Below are 19445 nucleotides of genomic sequence, written 5' to 3'. Positions count from 1 at the left end.
GCATTTTTGTAAAGGACTTTATTTCTCATCATGGATAAAGCAAATTGGGAATGGTTATTTTATTAGATTAGCAGATCATGGTGATATTAATGAAGAAACTCTAAACAATGTCATCGAAATAGTGATGAAGCTTGGAGAGAACGAGAAACTTACTCACTAAATGTGGTATAAATAGACAACATGTAATTAATATGGCAAAATTATCGACTGATGAAAAAATAAGGGAAATTATTAAAAATATAGAGTCTGTTTCACATAGTGTCAAAGTATCACCAGAACAATTATTAATGATAGGAGCAGATTTTAGAGGACTATACGAGAGAATTACAAAGATAGATGAATACGTTAAGAAAATGATATTTGAAAAATGCAAAGATATTTGTGAACATAAAAATTGTAAAGATGGTTGTAAAGAATTTTCAGAAAGTATCAATAAATATAGAGGGAAAGCATGGGAGAAGAAGACAATAGAATTTTGCAAGAAGTTTGATCTTAATATTGATTGTATTGAGGTTTATCACATTTTTAGAGACTTATACGGAAAATTTTCTGCACTATTTCATAGATCAAAAAAGGTTAACGAAGTCATTGACAATGAACAAGAAATAATAGATAATATACTCTTTTTGTATACATGTATTTATCTGTAACAGAAAACAAATAGTTGGACAGTAATCATAGAGGCAATTCAAGTTTCCTTTGCAGATTGTATTTTATTTCTTATTATTCAATATAAAATTAATTGAGTAAAGTCATCTCACTCGTAGTTTGTGGAGTTTCTCTAGAGTTAAGGTTAAAATGGCATAATACCAATGATAATCATGTCCTCTGAGGAAAGGAGATACACTAGAGATTGGTCAAAGTACGACGAGAACCTCATAACTAGATACGAGATGATATTCCCCTACTACGTGTTTGAACATTGGTACGAACTTCTAGAGGAGGATAACAAGAAGGCAAAAACAAGACCCTACAAAGCACCACTCATGTTCAACCAATTCCTAGCCTTCCTCTACGTATTCTTCACATACAGAGAAATAGAGGGAATTCTGAGAGCACTATACAAAATGGGAATAATACCAGTATACCTAGACTACAAGACAATCCACCTAAGACTAAAAAACATGCAACTAGACTTCAACAAAGTCAAGGATGAAGTAGAACTAATAAGCGACGGCACGGGAATAAGCGTTGAACAAGGAGGTAGGTACATAAGGGCAAAGTGGAAAAAGGGAGGAAAGGGAAAGTTCCTCAAAATAGTAGTTCACGTTGATGCTAATTCCATGAAGGTTTTGAAGGCTGAGGTTGAGAACTCTGAAGTTAAGTCGGCAGTTAAGGTAATTAAGGAGGTAAGTGAAGGGGGTGGGAGGGTTACGAAGTTTTATGGGGATAAGGCTTATGATTCTAATGCTATTTATGATCTAGTTCCTGAGGTTGTGATTCCGCCTAAGAGGTCGGCTAATGTGGATAGGGCTAGTCCGAGGAGGCGTGATACTATTTTAGAGTATAGGGAGTCGCCACGTGATTGGAGTAGGAAAAGGGGTTATGGTAAGAGGTGGAGGGTTGAGGTTGTGATATCTGCTGTGAAGAGGATGTTTGGTGATGGGATTCGCGCTAGGGGTGTTCTTCAAGGTAAGGCTGCTCTTTTGAAGTTTTGGGTTTATCACGTTATGAGGGAGATGGCTGATTTCTTGGTGGGTGAGGTTCACGCGGTTCGCGTGGCGTAGCGTGTTATTTAATGAGTTTAGTCTAGAGTAAATTTAGTGAAACAAATTTATACTTCGCAAAGAGATAATTCAGATACTACACACACTATCTCACTCGTATAGATAATGATAAATATATGGATACTATTGGAGGAGTTAATACGTGGTCTGACTATTACACAATATCGTAATATGGTATCATTCTGGACTCCTTAAAAGTATTACTGAATATGATAGATCAATTTTAATTATCTAGTATAGATTGATCAATTACGATTTACAAAGGAAACCTGAAAGGCTCCTTGTTAATACACCCATGAGTTTGTTTAAAAAGTCGTTTGGTGCTAACATTCAAAATACGTTAATTTAAAAAGTTCATAATCCGATGTTTAGTTATGAGACAAATAGATGCTTTAAAGTCTCCTCGTTTCACGCAAGTTTCCACATTTGCTAGATTACCCTTATGTGCCAAGGATGAGGAAATTAAAGCTGCGTTCTTAGGAATACCTTTTGATGACGCTACAACTTATAGACCTGGAGCCAGGTTTGGACCAATGGGAATAAGACAAGGATCTAGGCTCTTAAGACCTTATAATCAGTTTCTGGATACATATCCTTTTGATAAGCTGAACGCTTGCGATTTAGGTGATGTGAATATTGTTCCAGGATATATAGAGGACACCATGAATGTAATACAAAATAACCTTTATGAAATTATATCCGCCAAAGATATGGTACCGTTTATAGCTGGAGGCGATCATTCAATTACTTTACCAATTTTAAGGGCTATATATAGGAAATATGGGAAAGTAAATATTGTCCATTTTGATTCTCATTACGATTTCTGGGACTCATACTGGGGAAAGAAGTACACACATGGTACATGGTTAAGGAGAGCAATTGAAGAGAGTTTAATTAAAAACGCCGTACAAGCTGGTATTAGAGCTTCTACTTTTTCTAAAGAAGATCTTAAAGATAAAGAAAGATTAGGAGTAAGTAGCTTTACTATTAGAGATTTGAAAAATAATATAGATGCAGTAATTAAAGAAATTAATTCCCTAACAGGGCCCACTTACATTTCTATTGATATAGATGTAGTTGATCCCGCATTTGCGCCAGGCACTGGAACACCAGAAGTTGGAGGTTTAACAAGCTTTGAGATTATAGAAATAGTTAGGCGCTTAAGGTTCGACAAGTTAGTTGGATTTGATGTTGTAGAAGTTTCACCACCTTACGATGTAAGTGAAATTACTAGTATGTTAGCGGCAAACATAATTTATGAGGGAATGAGCGTATTATCATTAAACTTATGAACTACAAACTCAGTATTAAAAGTAAATTTTGTAAAGTTTTTGAAATATTTTACTATTTCTGTATTTATAATTCTCTCTCTACATGAGTAGTGATATGTTATAAGTTATGAGCAATTCCACGGTCATTAGCTCACTGATAAAATATTTTATATTTTGGTGCGTAACTATTTGTTGACGAGAACTAGAGAAATAGATATTTTGTAATTTTATATTGTCATTATTGTGGTTGCGTTTTCTTTAATTGCAATAGGCTTAAATTTTTGCTGGTTCCGTCAATTTGCGGTACCCACAAATTGTGATTTATCTACATAAAACCAGAAAAACTACCATCAAGAAAACAAGATTCATTCGAAGGAGAAGACGTAGAAAGAATAGCAGAAATAATAGGAAAAAGGTCACAGATAAAAAGATTTCTAGCAAACCAAGTAAACTACCTAAAAAGCAAAGTATCAGACTACGATATAATAATCATGCAATAAGATCTGTACTAAACACGAAAAGAATTCCAAAAACTGCCGTGAAAAACTGTTTTCTTTTTACCATAAAGTTTCTATAACTTGTGAACAAAATTCCTTTCCACTACTTACACCAAAATAAGAAAGATTAGAAATATCATACGAACAAAACCTTAACAAGAATACATGGGAAAAAGAAAAGGGGGAACTTATCTAAAAATAATAGATCCAATGGTTATGCGATACCTTAAATTAGTCCTAAGACATTGAAATCCTCTTGACTAATCACTCCGGAGGAATTTCTTTGAATATTAAATTGAAATCTATACCTTGCTTTCCTCTTATAAATTTAGCAACGTAAAATATTATGAAGAGAATAGCTATTGAGGCTGCAAGTATACCGTAACCAACTATAGAATCTGCTCCTATTGCAGGCACAGTCAAATATTGATAGAAAGTAAAGATCAGATAGATTATAGCTATAGATGCAACTACCCTTATTCTGTTATCTCCCTTTTCAGTTTTCAAAACAGCTATGGACAACACAGCCATAGGGAAGAGCATTAAAATTGCAACCGCAACACTTGAAAGTAGGAAAGCTCCTGCTGACGTTACTGGTAAAGTAAACACTAATAGACCTATGAGACCAGAGATCATAGCTAATAATATTGCTTTAATTGGCACGTGCCTTTTCTCACTAACATCACCAACGAAGTCTGGCATTATTCTGTCCATAGCGTATGAGAAAAGCAGTCTACTACCTACGAAAGATGCTGCGGACAAATACATTAGTAATTGTATTATGCTAGCTAAGGAAAATAATACTCCGAGTACAATATTTCCACTTGCAACACCTTCCAATAAATCTAAGTAAGGTGTAGGTATTGGCAGAGTGCCTTGAACTATACTTAAGTACATCATTTTAGCAGTAAAGTCATAACTAAATTGATAATATTCTAACGCCAATGCTGATGTGAATAGAATTCCCGTTATAATCAGTGTACCTAAAATGCTAATAGGCATACTTCTTTTAGGATTTCTAACTTCTCCTGCAATATAAACAGTATTAATGATATATGAGAAACCCACTACATACACTGGGTTTAACGAAATAATGTTATAGATACTATTATATGCTGGTACCATAACGTTAGACGAGGAAACATTAGCGTAAAGATTTGAAACATTAGCGTAGGCTAACGCAAAACTATTCAGTCTTTGTATTGCTAGCGAAGAGGGAACTGTTGCTTCAACTATTATCATTCCTATAGCCGCTATTAGAGCTAGTGGTATTGCTACCCATTGAAAGGCTCTGTATATTTTATTTCCAAAAATTGGAATTAAAGACATTATAATGTATCTCTACAGCACCTATTGCCATTATTAAATAGGGATTGCTATCTATTTGTGCTCCTATCGCTATTAAAGATGGATTATGAGTGTAATAGCCTAAGATAGTCAATAGGGGTATTAATCCGAAGGTCTGTAAGGTTATGCCAGTTATACCCATAAATAGTGGTACTGTAGCTAAAAAGTAACCTGCATTACCTACGAAGCCAATTGCTGGATGAAGATTTCTACTCACATAGACGTAATCTGCGGCAACCCTAGGGATTTTGGAGCCAACATATGCGAATATCATACCAACCAAGAAAAATCCTAACAACGGTAATATCAATCCCAAGATAGGATTCCCACCAACTAGTGGACCAGTAGAGGCTATATAATATGTGGAAAATAGTAATCCTAGCAAGGCTATATTAAACCATAAGGCATCTATTATACTGAATTCTCTTACTAAACCAGAGGATTCCCTTAGGAAAACTGACTTTTTGGAGCTTGTCATGGCATTAACATATAAATTTAAATTACTATATAAGCTTTAAAAACCATTGAATTAAATAGTTTCCAAAAACAGTTTATAAGGATTGAATCACATCTTTTAAAATTTCTAATGATTTATCAAGAAGGCTTTCTGGAATAGTTAAAGGAGGCATTAATCTTATCACATTATCCCACCTTCCTGCCTTGTACACTAATAGTCCCCTCTTTAATGCCTCATCTATAACTCTCTTACTGCCTTCACTCCAAGGTTCTTTCCCATCTTTGACTAGTTCTATCCCAACCATAAAACCTAATCCTCTTATGTCTCCCACATGTGGATTTTTGATCTCTTTTAATTCATTCAAAATTTTATTTCCTAGATTTTGAACTCTTGAAAGAATATTATACCTCTCTATGAATTCTAATGCGCCCAATCCCGCAGCTAATCCTAAAGGATTTCCTCTATACGTACCTAAATGAAATCCAGTGGGCAGTTTATCAAAATCTTGCTTATACGCTACCATAGAAACTGGAATTCCCTCCCCTATTGCTTTAGAAATGCATACGATATCTGGCTCTATATTTTCCCATTGATAAGCCCACATCTTTCCAGTTCTTCCCATCCCAGTTTGTACTTCATCTACTATTAATGGAATAGAGTATTTTTCGGAAATCTCCTTTAAACCTTTAAGAAAACCCCTTGGAGGTACTACGTATCCTCCTTCACCCTGCACAGGTTCAACTAAAATTCCTGCAACATCACCTCCCAGATATCCTGGATTGGATATGGCATAATCTAGGAGGTTGAGTATTTCGTTTAAGCAATCGCTAAATGGGCATCTATATGGATAGGGATAAGGAAATTTGACAACTCTATTATAGTTTGTGGAGTTTCTCTAGAGTTAAGGTTAAAATGGCATAATACCAATGATAATCATGTCCTCTGAGGAAAGGAGATACACTAGAGATTGGTCAAAGTACGACGAGAACCTCATAACTAGATACGAGATGATATTCCCCTACTACGTGTTTGAACATTGGTACGAACTTCTAGAGGAGGATAACAAGAAGGCAAAAACAAGACCCTACAAAGCACCACTCATGTTCAACCAATTCCTAGCCTTCCTCTACGTATTCTTCACATACAGAGAAATAGAGGGAATTCTGAGAGCACTATACAAAATGGGAATAATACCAGTATACCTAGACTACAAGACAATCCACCTAAGACTAAAAAACATGCAACTAGACTTCAACAAAGTCAAGGATGAAGTAGAACTAATAAGCGACGGCACGGGAATAAGCGTTGAACAAGGAGGTAGGTACATAAGGGCAAAGTGGAAAAAGGGAGGAAAGGGAAAGTTCCTCAAAATAGTAGTTCACGTTGATGCTAATTCCATGAAGGTTTTGAAGGCTGAGGTTGAGAACTCTGAAGTTAAGTCGGCAGTTAAGGTAATTAAGGAGGTAAGTGAAGGGGGTGGGAGGGTTACGAAGTTTTATGGGGATAAGGCTTATGATTCTAATGCTATTTATGATCTAGTTCCTGAGGTTGTGATTCCGCCTAAGAGGTCGGCTAATGTGGATAGGGCTAGTCCGAGGAGGCGTGATACTATTTTAGAGTATAGGGAGTCGCCACGTGATTGGAGTAGGAAAAGGGGTTATGGTAAGAGGTGGAGGGTTGAGGTTGTGATATCTGCTGTGAAGAGGATGTTTGGTGATGGGATTCGCGCTAGGGGTGTTCTTCAAGGTAAGGCTGCTCTTTTGAAGTTTTGGGTTTATCACGTTATGAGGGAGATGGCTGATTTCTTGGTGGGTGAGGTTCACGCGGTTCGCGTGGCGTAGCGTGTTATTTAATGAGTTTAGTCTAGAGTAAATTTAGTGAAACAAATTTATACTTCGCAAAGAGATAATTCAGATACTACACACACTAACTCTATTATCAAAAAATTGAGTAAATTCTTTATATCTATTAGCCCCAGTGAGACCTACTGTTCCCGCAGTTATTCCATGATAAGATCCTTCAAAGGCTATTATGGTTTTTTTACCAGTTACCCATCTAGCTATTTTAACTGCGGCCTCAACAGCATCTGCGCCAGTTGTCGTGAATAGCAATTTAGCCTTAAATCCTAAAGTTGACAACAGTTTCTTGCTGAAATTAACTCTAATTTCTGTAGGTATTTCTAAAGTATGCCATATTTTACCTAATTGTTCTTGAACAAATTTACTTATAAATGGATTATTATGCCCTAAGTTAACTACTGATATACCAGTAACCATATCTATATAGACGTTACCATCCGCATCCACTACTGTGGAACCTTGAGCTTTGTTAATGGCTATCTTAAAGTATTTAGGATAGTTTAAGGCCGAAGTTTCATATTCTTCTTGCTCCTTTAATAATCTCAATGATTTAGGTCCTGGAGGAGTCACGTTAATAATAGGAGCGTCTAGTAAGCTGGAATCTAAATTATCTTCCATATGTTCTTTTTGTGATTTTGACTTAAAAACTAATCCGTGAATTTAAGAAATAATTTAACCTAAACATTACATTATTTTTATAAAAGATTTTTAAAACTTCTAATAGAATTTATTACAGCCAAAACTATTCTACAAATTATTGTAAATTTATCATAAACCGAAAATTAATAAGATCATAAATTCTCTAAAAACAACATGGGTAATTTTCAAAGTTCAAAAGGATAGTCTACTATGAATTCTTTAATTAATGCTTTAAATTCTTAGAAGCATGAATGATATCTCCTCATCTTGCTTTTTGCCCTCTTGGAACGTGGGATACCCTATTTCCAAGGAATTACAAGATATTTCCACTAACAACATAGTTGAATCCTTTAATTCCTTATTAGAGAGGAGGAGATTTAGCCAAGTCTACACTCCTCACATACCTCAGATAGTGTAGGCTATAGCCTGAAACTATAATATTTTTCAATAATTTTTGCATAGATGAAATAGTATCAGTATGACCATCATTTTCTCTAAGATTAACGTAAATCACTTCAATTTTTCTTCATAGAATGATCTGAAATAATTTAAAGAAAATTCATTTATGAAGAAAAATTGAATAACTAAAGTAATCAATATTAGATATAATTAATATAAGTTACATAAATTACACTATATTAGAAAATAAACCTAATCATTTTATTATACTTGGTCGAACAATTTTATGTGTTTTAATAATTCAGTGTGAGTAAGGCTTTTAAATTCTTTAACGTCAGAATTAACTCAAATGCCAGATAAAAATCAATCAATCTTTATTAGACAATCTTCTGGATTAGTAAGAGAAGTAAGTCCTTGGGCGTCATTTTTTGCGACTTTTGGCTTAGTAACTGGAGGAGTACCGATATTAATAGTGTCATGGCTTTATTTAGCACCAGGGGCAAATTGGACCTTATCCTATTTAATAACTCTTCTTCCCACATTAGGAATGTCATTCCTTTTTTACATCGCTTCTATATCTACCCCTAGATCTGGTGGAGATTACGTATTTAACGCGAGGGGGTCACATCCATTAATTGGGTTTGTTAATTACTGGGCGTTATGGATAGCTTTTGCTTTATCCTTAGGGTTATATAGTTATTTAGGTGGACAATGGTTTGCGTATCTTTTTACTGGCATAGGTCTTTTTTATGGTAGCTCTACATTAATAAATTTAGGAAATTTCTTTACTACCACGTTAGGAAGCGTTATAATAGGTATTATAATATTGGCTATATCAGCAGTTGTTGCATCAGTAGGTAGATATGGCTGGACTTTTGTTTTTACTACTGGTATTGTGTCGATAATAACAACAATAGTAACTTTCGTTGCCCTAGGAACTATACATCCGTCCCAATTTTATTCGGCATTATCGTCATTTACTGGAGTAAAAGACGCATATAGCGATGTAGTAAATACGGCCACATCCAACGGTTTAACCTTTGTATCTCCAACAACTGGAGCTTTATTGGCAATTCCCGTGGTCTGGTATTACTATGTATGGTATAATTTACCAGCATCATGGAGTGGAGAAATGAGAAGAGTAAAGTACAATTCCTTACTAGGAATTGTGGGTGCGATATTATTCGTAGCTATTTATTACATTTTATTTACTGATCTCAACCTTAATGCATTCGGAGAGAGGTTCTTAACATCATGGTCTTATATTTCATCTAACTCATTAAATAATACGATCTACAATGACTTAAGTGGAATAGGCACATTTACGCCATTCTTCGCTCTATTAGTAAACCATAGTATAATTCTTTACATTATCATGTGGATAGCCTTTTGGTTGCCTAATTTCTATAGTCAGCCTCCGCTGTTAATATCCCTAACTAGATATTTGTTTGCGTGGGCGTTCGATAGAATAATGCCAGAGAGGTTAGCAAATGTCAATGAGAGATTCCACATCCCACTTGAAGCTACAATAACTAGCATTATCGTTGGCACAATAGGTCTATTGCTTTACGCTTACGTTCCCACGATATCAATCGTGGACGTGACCGTAGTATTCGAAATAAGTTATGGGATTTTCGCGTTAACTACTGCGCTAATGCCCTTTATAAGGAAAGACTTCTTCGATAAAGCAGTTGCAGTTAAAACCAAAATAGGAAAAATACCTTTAATATCTTTGATAGGATTTCCCGTATTTGGTTTCCTCCTTTACGCACTATATATAACTTGGGGAAATCCCGTTTTATTACCCATAAACTTTCCCACAATACTCTCATTAGGAATAATATATGCTAGTGGAATTATAATATACGTCATCTCTTATATATTTAATACCAGAAAAGGGATACAGATAGATTTAATCTTTAAGGAAATACCGCCTGAATAATTCTCACCTATAATTATGAAACTTCTGTTACTTTTTTATATTAACCTTTAAATATGGTTAATGTAAGTTGGATTTGTGGGTCTGTTTAAAAAGAATAAACCGGAATCAAATAGCACGGGAAATGTTAAAATATTGTTCACAACTGACTTACATGGTTCAGAAACAGCCTTTAGAAAATTCCTTAACGCGGGTTTAATGACGAAAGCTGACGTACTTATCATAGGAGGAGATTTAGCTGGAAAGTCATTAATACCAATAATTGATATTGGGAACGGCAAGTTTAAGGTAGAAGAGAAAGTAATTGGAAGGGAAGGACTAGATGAGATTATTAAAAAGTACAAATCCTCTGGAATCTATTATACGATAGTTGATCAGAGAGGATTAGTAGAATTAAATGAAAACAAGAAAGCATTAGATGAAGAATTCAAACGAGTGATACTGGAAAGACTACAAGAGTGGGATAAAATAGCAGAGGAGAAGTTAAAGGGAACTAACTTGAAAGTGTATACAAATTTGGGAAATGATGATCCACTATACATGTTTGACGTTATAAGCAAAAGTGAAAGGTTAGTAAAATGTGAGGGAGAGATAGTAAATATTAACGGGTATGAAATGGTAACTTTCGGCTACGTAAATCCTACGCCTTGGAATACTCCAAGGGAGATGACGGAAGATCAGATATATTCTAATTTAAAGCAGATGATAGAAAAAGTGGAAAATCCAGATAGGACAATATTTAACCTTCATGCTCCACCTTATGGTACAAATCTAGACAACGCACCATTATTAGATAAGACGTTAAAACCAGTAGTTAGAAATGGAGAAATTGTCATGACTCATGTAGGCTCTACAGCAATAAGAAAACTGGAAGAGGAATTTCAACCACTATTAGGAATCCACGGTCATATTCATGAGTCAAGAGCATTTGATAAAATAGGTAAAACTGTAATTATTAACCCTGGTAGTGAGTACGGAATAGGACTACTCCACGCAACTTACATAGTTTTAGAGAACAACAAAGTAAAGACACACCAATTTATTATAGGATAATTTCCTTTGTGGAATTTTTCCAAAACTTACGTTCCTCTACACATTCTCTTTATAGTGCAAAATGTGTTAAACTAAGATAATCTCCTACGGTTATTCAACAGTTTGATTGTTAGAGGCATAGCATGTAATGCCTACAAACACAAGGAGGGAATGATTTCTAATACATTTCTACCAATCGACATCGTAGAAGAACTTTTCGCATAAAGTCTTTAAGTTTGTACGCTTTATTAACCAAGATGCAGATGGCAAATTCCTTAATTGCAATAGAGAAAGTCGATACTTATAGCTTCTCATCTATTGAGAGTGAATATTATCCTCTTAATAGGGTGAGGAGAAAGTCCGCTACCCCGCAAATTCCTTATCTGCTTCGTTTAGTATTTCATCTAGTGCGTTTACACCTTGATCGATCTCTTCCTTATTTATCACAAGAGGTGGTGCTATTATGAACCATGAAGGGCCGTTATACACATAGACGCCTTTTTCCATAAGCTTTTTAGCTAAGGTATCAACTAGAGTAATTTTCCCATCATACTTATCCTCATATCCTCCAAAAGGCGTATTGTTGTTATCTTTAACTAACTCCATAGCCCAGAATAGCCCAACACCCCTCACGTCTCCGACACTCTTATGTCTCTCTTTCAATTCCATAAGTCTTTTACCAAGGTAATCTCCCATTATTCTAACATGTGATAAAATGTTTAATCTTTCGTATTCCTCTATTACGGCCGGTATTGCTGCCAACGAAACAGGATGTGCTTCAAAGGTATGGCCATGAGCAAAAACATTCTCCTCAAAGTACTCACCTATCTCTTTTTTAAAGCCAGTAATTCCTATTGGCACATAAGACGCTGATGCTCCCTTGGCGGTAGTTAAAATATCTGGTTCAATATTCCATAGGTTTACTGCAAACCACTCTCCTACTCTTCCCCAACCAGTCATTACTTCATCTGCAATAAATAGTATGTCGTTCTCCTTAGCAATCTTCCTAATTAATGGCATATATTCTTTAGGTGGTACAATAACGCCATTTGTACCAGTTATTGGTTCAATTATTATGCCTGCTACATGTTTTTCCTGCTTAATTACGTAGTCAACGTAATTTGCACATGCTATTCCACAATCTGGGTATTTTAATTTGAGCGGACATCTGAAACAATAAGGTTCTGGAATTCTCACAACCCCTGGCATGGTATGTGGTTCAACAAACCATCTTCTATAATCTCCAGTTAACGATATAGAAGACTCAGTTGAACCGTGATATGACCTGTATCTAGCCAAGATTTTATAATTTGGTTTTTTATAAAGCCTTGTTATCTTTATGGCCGCTTCGTTAGCCTCAGTACCAGAAGTGGAGAAGAAGAATTTTGTAATACCTTTGGGCATAACTTTAAGTAAAGATCTTGAAGCTCTAGCCCTAACATCTGCACCAAATGACGGATTGATATACTGTAATTTATCTAATTGTTCTTTAATACTACTAATGACTTTTTCATTTCCATAACCTAGATTAACATTCACAAATTGAGAGGAAAAGTCCAAATACTTCTTACCGTTTTTATCATAGAAATAAACTCCTTTAGCATATGTCACAATTATTGGATCCCAACCCTTTTGTTTACTCCACGTTTTAAACGTATATTCTTTTATTATCTCCTTATCATCACTACTTTCCTCTTTCATAATCTACTTTAAAAATAAATAAAGTTATAAATCTACATACATCTTTCTAACATTAATTTCGAGTACAACACGATCGTCTAAATATCATAGGGAGAGTTAGCTAATAAAGAGTTGCACTTGAGATAGTGAACACGTCTTAACTCTAAAATACGATAACTTGCTTTTTATTTTTATTAATATTAGTAAATTAGTAGTAATCACTAAGGTCTAACTCTTTATATAATCATAGAATCTATCTATCTAAAAGTTCTATAACTTTCTCAAGAACTCTTAGTCCATTTAACATATCTTCATCTGACGAGAACTCCTCTTTAGCATGACTTATTCCCAAATGAGATGGAATAAATATCATCCCTACTCTAGATATTCTAGTCATATACTGAGCGTCGTGCCCAGCCCAACTATACATGAACTTATATCTCATATTTAATTCCTCACAAGCTTTCTGTATTGCATTAATCACTTCATCCGAGAAACCCACTGGATTAGCAGTCCATAGATGATTATATCTTATCTCTAATTTTTCCTCATCTGCGATTTTCTTAGCCATATTTATAAGCTCGCTAGCTGCTTTGTCAATCTCCGACTTTTCCGTACTCCTTATATCTAAGGTTAGTCTAACCTCCCTCGGTATTGCATTATATACATTAGGCTTAACGTTAACAATACCTACAGTTGCTCTTAAATTGTCTTTACTTCTAGCGTAGTCTCTAACACTAGTGATAAATTTAGAGGCCCCTACTAACGCGTCCTTCCTTCTATTCATAGGTGTAGGTCCAGCCTGACTAGCTTGTCCTATAAACGTAAATTCGTATACTGAAAGACCAACAATACCCATGGGTATTCCAATTTGGTACCCTTCCTCTTCTAATATAGGACCCTGTTCTATGTGAAGTTCCACGTAGTATTTCGGCTTATTGTAAACTAATCTATTCTTCTCATCACCCATAAATCCTGAATCCATAAGTGCTCTTTCAAACGTTATATTATCGTTATCTTTCCTTGAATACACATAATCTTTATTGAACACGCCAGTTGTCAACCCAGAACCTAATAACGAAGGTTGAAATCTAGCTCCTTCCTCATTAGTGAAATCTATTAACGATAATGTATGATTAGGTAACTTACCTTTTTCTCTCACGCTTCTAAGCACTTCAAGTCCTGCCATAACACCGTAGAAACCGTCATACTTTCCTCCATATGGTACCGAATCCATATGAGATCCAATAGCTATAGTTTCGTCCGATTTACCCTTAAGACTACCTATTATATTTCCAGCATCATCTAGGTTTACATTAGCATTAATTGTAGAGAGAATTCTCACTAACTCTTGCCTAACTTTTACATCATATGTGTTCAATGCAAGCCTCATCACTCCTTCTTCAGTCCAACCTATGTTAGTTAATGAGTGAAAAGTTGACAAAAATCTGTTAGCATCCATAAATAATTTACCCTTTTACAGATAGATAAACCTTTTCTTTATTTTTCCCCATTGATATTAAAACCTAATTTATGGTGACAAGATGAGGAGCACTTCACTCAGCAATAAATTAGCTTAGATTATAAGTAATGGAATGAAATAATAGAATCTACTTGATATTATTAGATAAGTTCAGCGAAACTTTATTTCCCTTTATAACTATTAATCCATTCCTCTCCATAACATGTAAGTAATCAGCATGTTTAGGGCTTAATAAGTCCCTTACATTTTCTATAGTAGTTTCTCCTCCTGCCCTAATAATGAATTTAATTATATCTGATTCTAGATCTTTCGTTTCACCAGTAGTCTCTAACCGATGCTTATATTCTTGGTATACTTGCCTATCTAACTTTCTGTACATCTTTATATGCATCTGATATATAGTTATAATTCTATGAGCTATATCTAATGCCTCTTGATCGGTTAATCTTATCTTCTTTTCTCCATCATCATCTCCAACTATTACGAAAAATGCTCCATCTTTTACCTTCCCTTCCTTGATAGCAGGAGGACTTTCCCCAATCCTTATGTAAATTCTCTTCCCATCCTTTTCATGAGTTTTCCTTACTATAACTGGCATTTATAAATTATATCATAAGTGTAAGTTATAAATTAATCTAGCCTAGAGACAGATGAAGGTACTCTTTAACTATATGTTTACTTTATCATAGAAAACATAAACTCGACTTTGAATATCTATCACTGACTTGTGAACTATAATAACTATCTTGCTCGTAAACTCTACAAATGACAATATTGTTCTTATATAGAGATTTTAGATGCATTCTCTAGAAGTAGTGTTAATCTTTATCATTACTAATAAAATTTAACATCAGAAAGTAGCTTATTAAATTACTATACATTTAGTCTTTTAGATAGTTAATAGTTTACAGTCTTTTTTAAACAAACATGTAAACATTATGATTTATATATAATGTGTATAAAGTACTTATGATGGCTGGTAACCTAAGATGGAAAATAGTATTAATTGTTTTTGCTTTAATCATAATAGATTACATAGATAGAGGTCTAATAAACGCTGCACTCCCAGTGTTAAAAAGTGAATTCAAAATAAGTTCTTTTGAAGCTGGCATAATAGGCGACGGGTTTACTTTTGGTTATTTAATAATGAATCCTTTAGTGGGTTATTTTCTGGATAAATATGGTCCAAAGAGAGTATTCACTAGATTTGCCATATTATGGGGAGCAGTTCAAGCCATTAACGTTTTCGCATTTTCAGCTTTCTATTTCATAGTAACTAGAGTATTATTAGGTATTGGTGAAGCCGTAGGTTTCCCTGGTGTAACAAAAATAGTAGCCAATTGGCTTAGAAAGGACGAAAAAGCGAGAGGTGGGACTATATCGGATTCTGGTGTAAATTTAGGAATAGTATTTGGATCACTATTTATGTTAGGTTTATTTGCTATAATACCCAATGAAGAACTAGCGTGGAGATTAGGATTTTTAGTAAGTGGATTTTTAGCAATAATTCTCGCTATCATATTAGGAAGACTATTATATGATCTACCAGAACAACATCCAAAAATTTCTAAAGAAGAATTAGATTATATATTATCTGGAAGGGATAGTAGTACTGGAGGGGTAAAACTACAACTATCATCGTGGTTTAGAAATAGAAATTACTGGGGATATATGCAGGGCTTAGGAGCTCAGGCCGGAATATTCTTTGGGCTCTTTACTTGGCTACCTTTATACCTATACTATGCCAGACACTTCTCCCTTTCCTTTACATTAGAATATACAGCAGTAATTTGGAGCTTTGGATTTATAGGAGAGATAGTAGGTGGTCTCGTTGTGGATAGGCTAGTTAAGAATAATCCTAATCTAGGCTTTAAGATAGGATTTGCCGTAAGTTCTCTAGCAGTTACAATAGGACTTGCATTAGCTACCATAGCGTCATCACCAATAGAGGCTGTTGAAATACTGATGGTTACGTTCTTCTTTCTTAGGTGGTCTGGAATTCAGTGGGCTGCCCCATCCTTTCTGGTACCTCCAGAGCTGACAGGGCAGTTTGGTGGTCATGTCGGATTCTGGGAAACCTTATGGGGAATTATAGTACCAATAGTATTTGGAGCTACTGTGCAAGCTACTCATGCCTACCTCTTAGGTATGGAGATTTTAATTGGAATAGGACTTATATATTTCATTGGTACAGTAGTAGTTACCAACTATAGGCTAATCAAGGTCAGGAGGGATTAAGTTTGTGGAAAATATTTTTTCGTGAAAGAAAGTTTATCAAAGCAGATGTTAAAGAGGAATATCCAAAACCGGGAGAAGTAAGAGTATTTCCTAAGTACATAGGAATTTGCGGAACTGATAAAAATATATATTTAGGTAAAAAAACTATAAGGGAACCACTAGTATTAGGTCATGAGATAGCTGGGATAACTGAAGATGGCGAAAAAGTAGTTGTTTTTCCAAACTATTGGTGTAATTACTGTATAAATTGTAGAAAAGGATTTTATAATAGTTGTAAAAACAAGATCTCCATAGGAGTTAATGCCGATGGAGGTATGGCTGAATGGATCAACGTACCTAAGAATTTTGTATTTAAATTGCCGAATTTCATAGATTTAAAAATTGGAGCTCTAGTCGAGCCTACTGCAGTAGCCTTATCAGCAATAAATAAAATCGATAGAGAGAACATAAGAAGGGTAATAATAATAGGCGGAGGAAGTACTGGAACACTGGCTTCAATAGTGTCAGAAATATATGGCTTCAAAAGTGTCATAATTGAAAAAGATAAGAGAAAAGAAAAAATCTTAAAGGAGAAAGGTTTTACAGTAAATGATGATGAGATTATTGAAGAAAGGATAGCGATAATAGATACTATAAATAACAATGAGAGTATGATGTTAGCTCAATCAATACTCAAGAATTCGGTAGCTAGATCTGAGCTAATAATAACGGGTTTAGACGAAGAATATACCAGTCTGAATAGAGATGTAATAGTTAGAAATGAAGTGGTAGTAAAGGGTTCTATCATATATAGCGTAGCCGATTTCTTGCAATCAATAAAAATAGTAAGTGAGAATAGTGAGAAATTCGCCAAAATAATAGATAAGATAGGGGAAGTTGACCAAATTAATGAATGGTTCAAGAGATACGTTATTGAAGAGCCTAACGTAAAAGTCCTTGTAAAAATAGATTAGATCTCAATATATTTTATTTGATTTCTCCTCTGACTTTTCGCTTAATATCGAAAATACTATCGCAACAATTATTATAAGTGAAGACACGAGGAAAGCAAAGTGTAACCCATTCACGAAAACTTTGCTAATATCCTTATCTAAAGTTGCAGTTCCCAAGAAGATTTCGAAGGCAACATATCTAGGTATGCTTAAAGTTGCAACCACTATACTTAAAACGTAACTTAATATCGTTCCTATATTACCCAGTGTCCTAGATAGGCCGGAAACTGAACCATAATATTCTTTAGGTGCATGGAACATTATTGCTGTAGAGTTAGAAGGCCAAAACATGGCTGAGCCTATACCAGTTATTCCACTAATGCCTAAAATTACGCTATAAGGAGTTGAAGGCGTTAGTAAGAAAAAGTATAGTAGCAAGGAGGCGAGTATGAATACTAATCCTATTCCAGCGATTATACCTGGCTTTCCTCTATCCGCTATTCTTCCCATAAATGGAGCTAAAATGCTTGCAATTACGTAACCAGGGGTTAAGAGTAATGAGCTGTAAAGTGGGGAAAGTCCTCTGACACCTTGCAAATACATTATAAGCAAGAAAGTTAAGGAGAGGCCTCCTATACCTTGAAAGAAGTTGGCTAAAAGAGAATAAGTTAGAAGTCTAATTCTAAATATTGTCAAATTTACAATAGGATATTTAATTTTGATCTCATTGAAGATGAAAACGGGCAACAAGATTATACCTACAATTAATTCAATAAGTTCACTCAGGGTAACACCAGATGCTGCAATGAATAACAGTGATAACGATATTAACCCTAATGATAGACCTAGTATAATAGCGCCAGAAAGATCTAATCTGGTATTTGCCTTATTCAGAACTTTGATATTGGTAACTCCCAAAATGACTGCAATAATACCTATGGGCACGTTAATGTAAAAGATATACTGCCAACCTAGGAATGTGGTTAGAAATCCTCCTAAAACAATTCCTACCAAAGATCCTATATTCCAACCCAAACTGGTTATACCATAAGCTCTTCCCCTTTTATTTGGCGGGAAAACGTCAGCTATAATCGACGAACTGTTAGAAACCAGCATTGAACCGCCTATAGCTTGAATTATCCTAAATATTATTAATAGATCTATATTTGTGGAAATACCACATAGAGCTGAGGCAATGGTAAATATTACGAAGCCTAGATTGTAAATTTTACCCTTTCCCAGCAAATCACCGATCCTCCCCGTTTGCGTTGATAAAACCGATATTACCAACATATAGGCTAAAAGAACCCAGATTGACGTCAAAAGATCAGTATGCAAACTAACTGTTATAGTGGGAAGTGCAAGTAAAACAATTGTAGTATCTACTGCTGCCATTAATGATCCTAAAGTTATTACAAAAAGGATTATGTTAGTGTTCATTGCGTTAACACTGTTACACTTCCTCTTTTAAAAAATTGTCTATTAAATGATTAACACATTAACAATTTAATGTAAGGGATTAATTCCAGGCAGTAACTATGAATGTGAAATGTCAGTGATAATTATTTACTTAGTCATCTGATATTCCTAAACAGTTCTTGAATGTGTAAATCACATTGTTATCAATTGCAATAAAATGTCATGTTATCTAGTCCATATTATAAAACTATAGTTGCATCATACAAATTATTTCTAAAATACCTATATAGTTCAATAGTTCTGTAGTGTGTATATCATTTGAAAATTAGACGATAATTCTATGAATAGTCTTGATAGAGAGAATAGCCTTAATTTTCAGAAAATCAACAAACTAATAGTTCTGTAGAAAAATCCAAAAATTTCATTAAGAGATAATAACTATAAAAATTTTTATTGCAGTGGAAAACTGTTCCCATTAAACCTTGAAATTTATATATTTTATTTGAGTTGTAATTTAAATACAAAA

13 protein-coding genes and 3 pseudogenes are annotated in these 19445 nt (G+C 34.6%); 9 read left to right on the top strand and 7 right to left on the bottom strand.

The features are described from left to right. Window positions 1–131: 131 nt before the first annotated feature. The 3 genes from V6M85_RS06625 to speB all read left to right on the top strand — a co-directional run bounded on the left by V6M85_RS06625 (window position 132) and on the right by speB (window position 3019). Complete coding sequence (locus V6M85_RS06625) at window positions 132–650, top strand: hypothetical protein (RefSeq protein ID WP_338598138.1); 519 nt, start codon at window positions 132–134, stop codon at window positions 648–650. Between the two features lie 171 nt (window positions 651–821). Then, window positions 822–1727, top strand: a complete 906-nt coding sequence (locus tag V6M85_RS06620; protein ID WP_338598132.1) for a transposase — start codon at window positions 822–824, stop codon at window positions 1725–1727. A 374-nt stretch (window positions 1728–2101) separates the two neighbouring features. Next, window positions 2102–3019, top strand: a complete 918-nt coding sequence (gene speB / locus V6M85_RS06615) for an agmatinase (protein ID WP_338598135.1) — start codon at window positions 2102–2104, stop codon at window positions 3017–3019. A 740-nt stretch (window positions 3020–3759) separates the two neighbouring features. Here the strand turns inward: speB and V6M85_RS06610 are convergent. Together V6M85_RS06610 and V6M85_RS06605 are read right to left on the bottom strand one after the other, a co-directional pair. Beyond that, a pseudogene (locus V6M85_RS06610) lies at window positions 3760–5320 on the bottom strand (amino acid permease). 73 nt (window positions 5321–5393) lie between these two features. Continuing rightward, window positions 5394–6176: pseudogene (locus tag V6M85_RS06605) on the bottom strand (aspartate aminotransferase family protein); the annotation flags it as partial. 58 nt (window positions 6177–6234) lie between these two features. On the opposite strand from V6M85_RS06605, the gene V6M85_RS06600 reads away from it, so the two are divergent. Further along, on the top strand, window positions 6235–7140 hold the full coding sequence (locus V6M85_RS06600) for a transposase (RefSeq protein WP_338598132.1): 906 nt from the start codon (window positions 6235–6237) through the stop codon (window positions 7138–7140). Between the two features lie 87 nt (window positions 7141–7227). Here V6M85_RS06600 and V6M85_RS06595 read toward each other — a convergent pair. Beyond that, window positions 7228–7776 (bottom strand): annotated as a pseudogene (locus V6M85_RS06595) (aminotransferase class III-fold pyridoxal phosphate-dependent enzyme); the annotation flags it as partial. A 268-nt stretch (window positions 7777–8044) separates the two neighbouring features. Between V6M85_RS06595 and V6M85_RS06590 the strand changes: the two are divergent. From V6M85_RS06590 to V6M85_RS06580, 3 genes are all read left to right on the top strand, one after another. Further along, window positions 8045–8215 carry a hypothetical protein gene (locus V6M85_RS06590; protein WP_338598128.1) on the top strand — a complete coding sequence of 57 codons (171 nt, stop codon included), beginning with the start codon at window positions 8045–8047 and terminating at the stop codon, window positions 8213–8215. 330 nt (window positions 8216–8545) lie between these two features. Continuing rightward, window positions 8546–10138: an APC family permease gene (locus V6M85_RS06585; RefSeq protein WP_338604511.1), complete on the top strand. Its 1593-nt coding sequence runs from the start codon at window positions 8546–8548 to the stop codon at window positions 10136–10138. Window positions 10139–10213: 75 nt separating this feature from the next. Further along, window positions 10214–11188, top strand: coding sequence for a metallophosphoesterase family protein (locus V6M85_RS06580; RefSeq protein ID WP_338604510.1), 975 nt, complete (start codon window positions 10214–10216; stop codon window positions 11186–11188). 342 nt (window positions 11189–11530) lie between these two features. Here V6M85_RS06580 and V6M85_RS06575 read toward each other — a convergent pair whose 3' ends face one another. The 3 genes from V6M85_RS06575 to V6M85_RS06565 form a co-directional block, all read right to left on the bottom strand. Further along, window positions 11531–12868, bottom strand: a complete 1338-nt coding sequence (locus V6M85_RS06575) for an aspartate aminotransferase family protein (protein WP_338604507.1) — start codon at window positions 12866–12868, stop codon at window positions 11531–11533. A 232-nt stretch (window positions 12869–13100) separates the two neighbouring features. Beyond that, entirely contained in the window at window positions 13101–14309 is a 1209-nt protein-coding gene (locus tag V6M85_RS06570) for a Zn-dependent hydrolase (RefSeq protein ID WP_338604504.1), read from the bottom strand. A 148-nt stretch (window positions 14310–14457) separates the two neighbouring features. Continuing rightward, the gene (locus V6M85_RS06565) at window positions 14458–14928 is read right to left on the bottom strand and encodes a hypothetical protein (protein ID WP_338604501.1); all 471 of its coding nucleotides are present in this window, start codon (window positions 14926–14928) and stop codon (window positions 14458–14460) included. 374 nt (window positions 14929–15302) lie between these two features. Between V6M85_RS06565 and V6M85_RS06560 the strand changes: the two genes are divergently transcribed. Together V6M85_RS06560 and V6M85_RS06555 are read left to right on the top strand one after the other, a co-directional pair. Further along, a complete protein-coding gene (locus V6M85_RS06560; RefSeq protein ID WP_338604661.1) occupies window positions 15303–16568 on the top strand; it encodes an MFS transporter in 1266 nt (421 codons plus the stop codon). A 2-nt stretch (window positions 16569–16570) separates the two neighbouring features. Further along, window positions 16571–17521, top strand: a complete 951-nt coding sequence (locus V6M85_RS06555) for a zinc-binding dehydrogenase (protein ID WP_338604499.1) — start codon at window positions 16571–16573, stop codon at window positions 17519–17521. A gap of 3 nt (window positions 17522–17524) precedes the next feature. Here V6M85_RS06555 and V6M85_RS06550 read toward each other — a convergent pair whose 3' ends face one another. Continuing rightward, window positions 17525–18940, bottom strand: a complete 1416-nt coding sequence (locus tag V6M85_RS06550; protein ID WP_338604496.1) for an MFS transporter — start codon at window positions 18938–18940, stop codon at window positions 17525–17527. Between the last annotated feature and the right edge of the window lie 505 nt (window positions 18941–19445).

It is taken from the genome of Sulfolobus tengchongensis (assembly GCF_036967215.1).
Classification (GTDB): domain Archaea; phylum Thermoproteota; class Thermoprotei_A; order Sulfolobales; family Sulfolobaceae; genus Saccharolobus; species Saccharolobus tengchongensis_A.
Note: the sequence above shows the minus strand (reverse complement) of the source record. Positions and strands in the feature narration are given on the sequence as shown.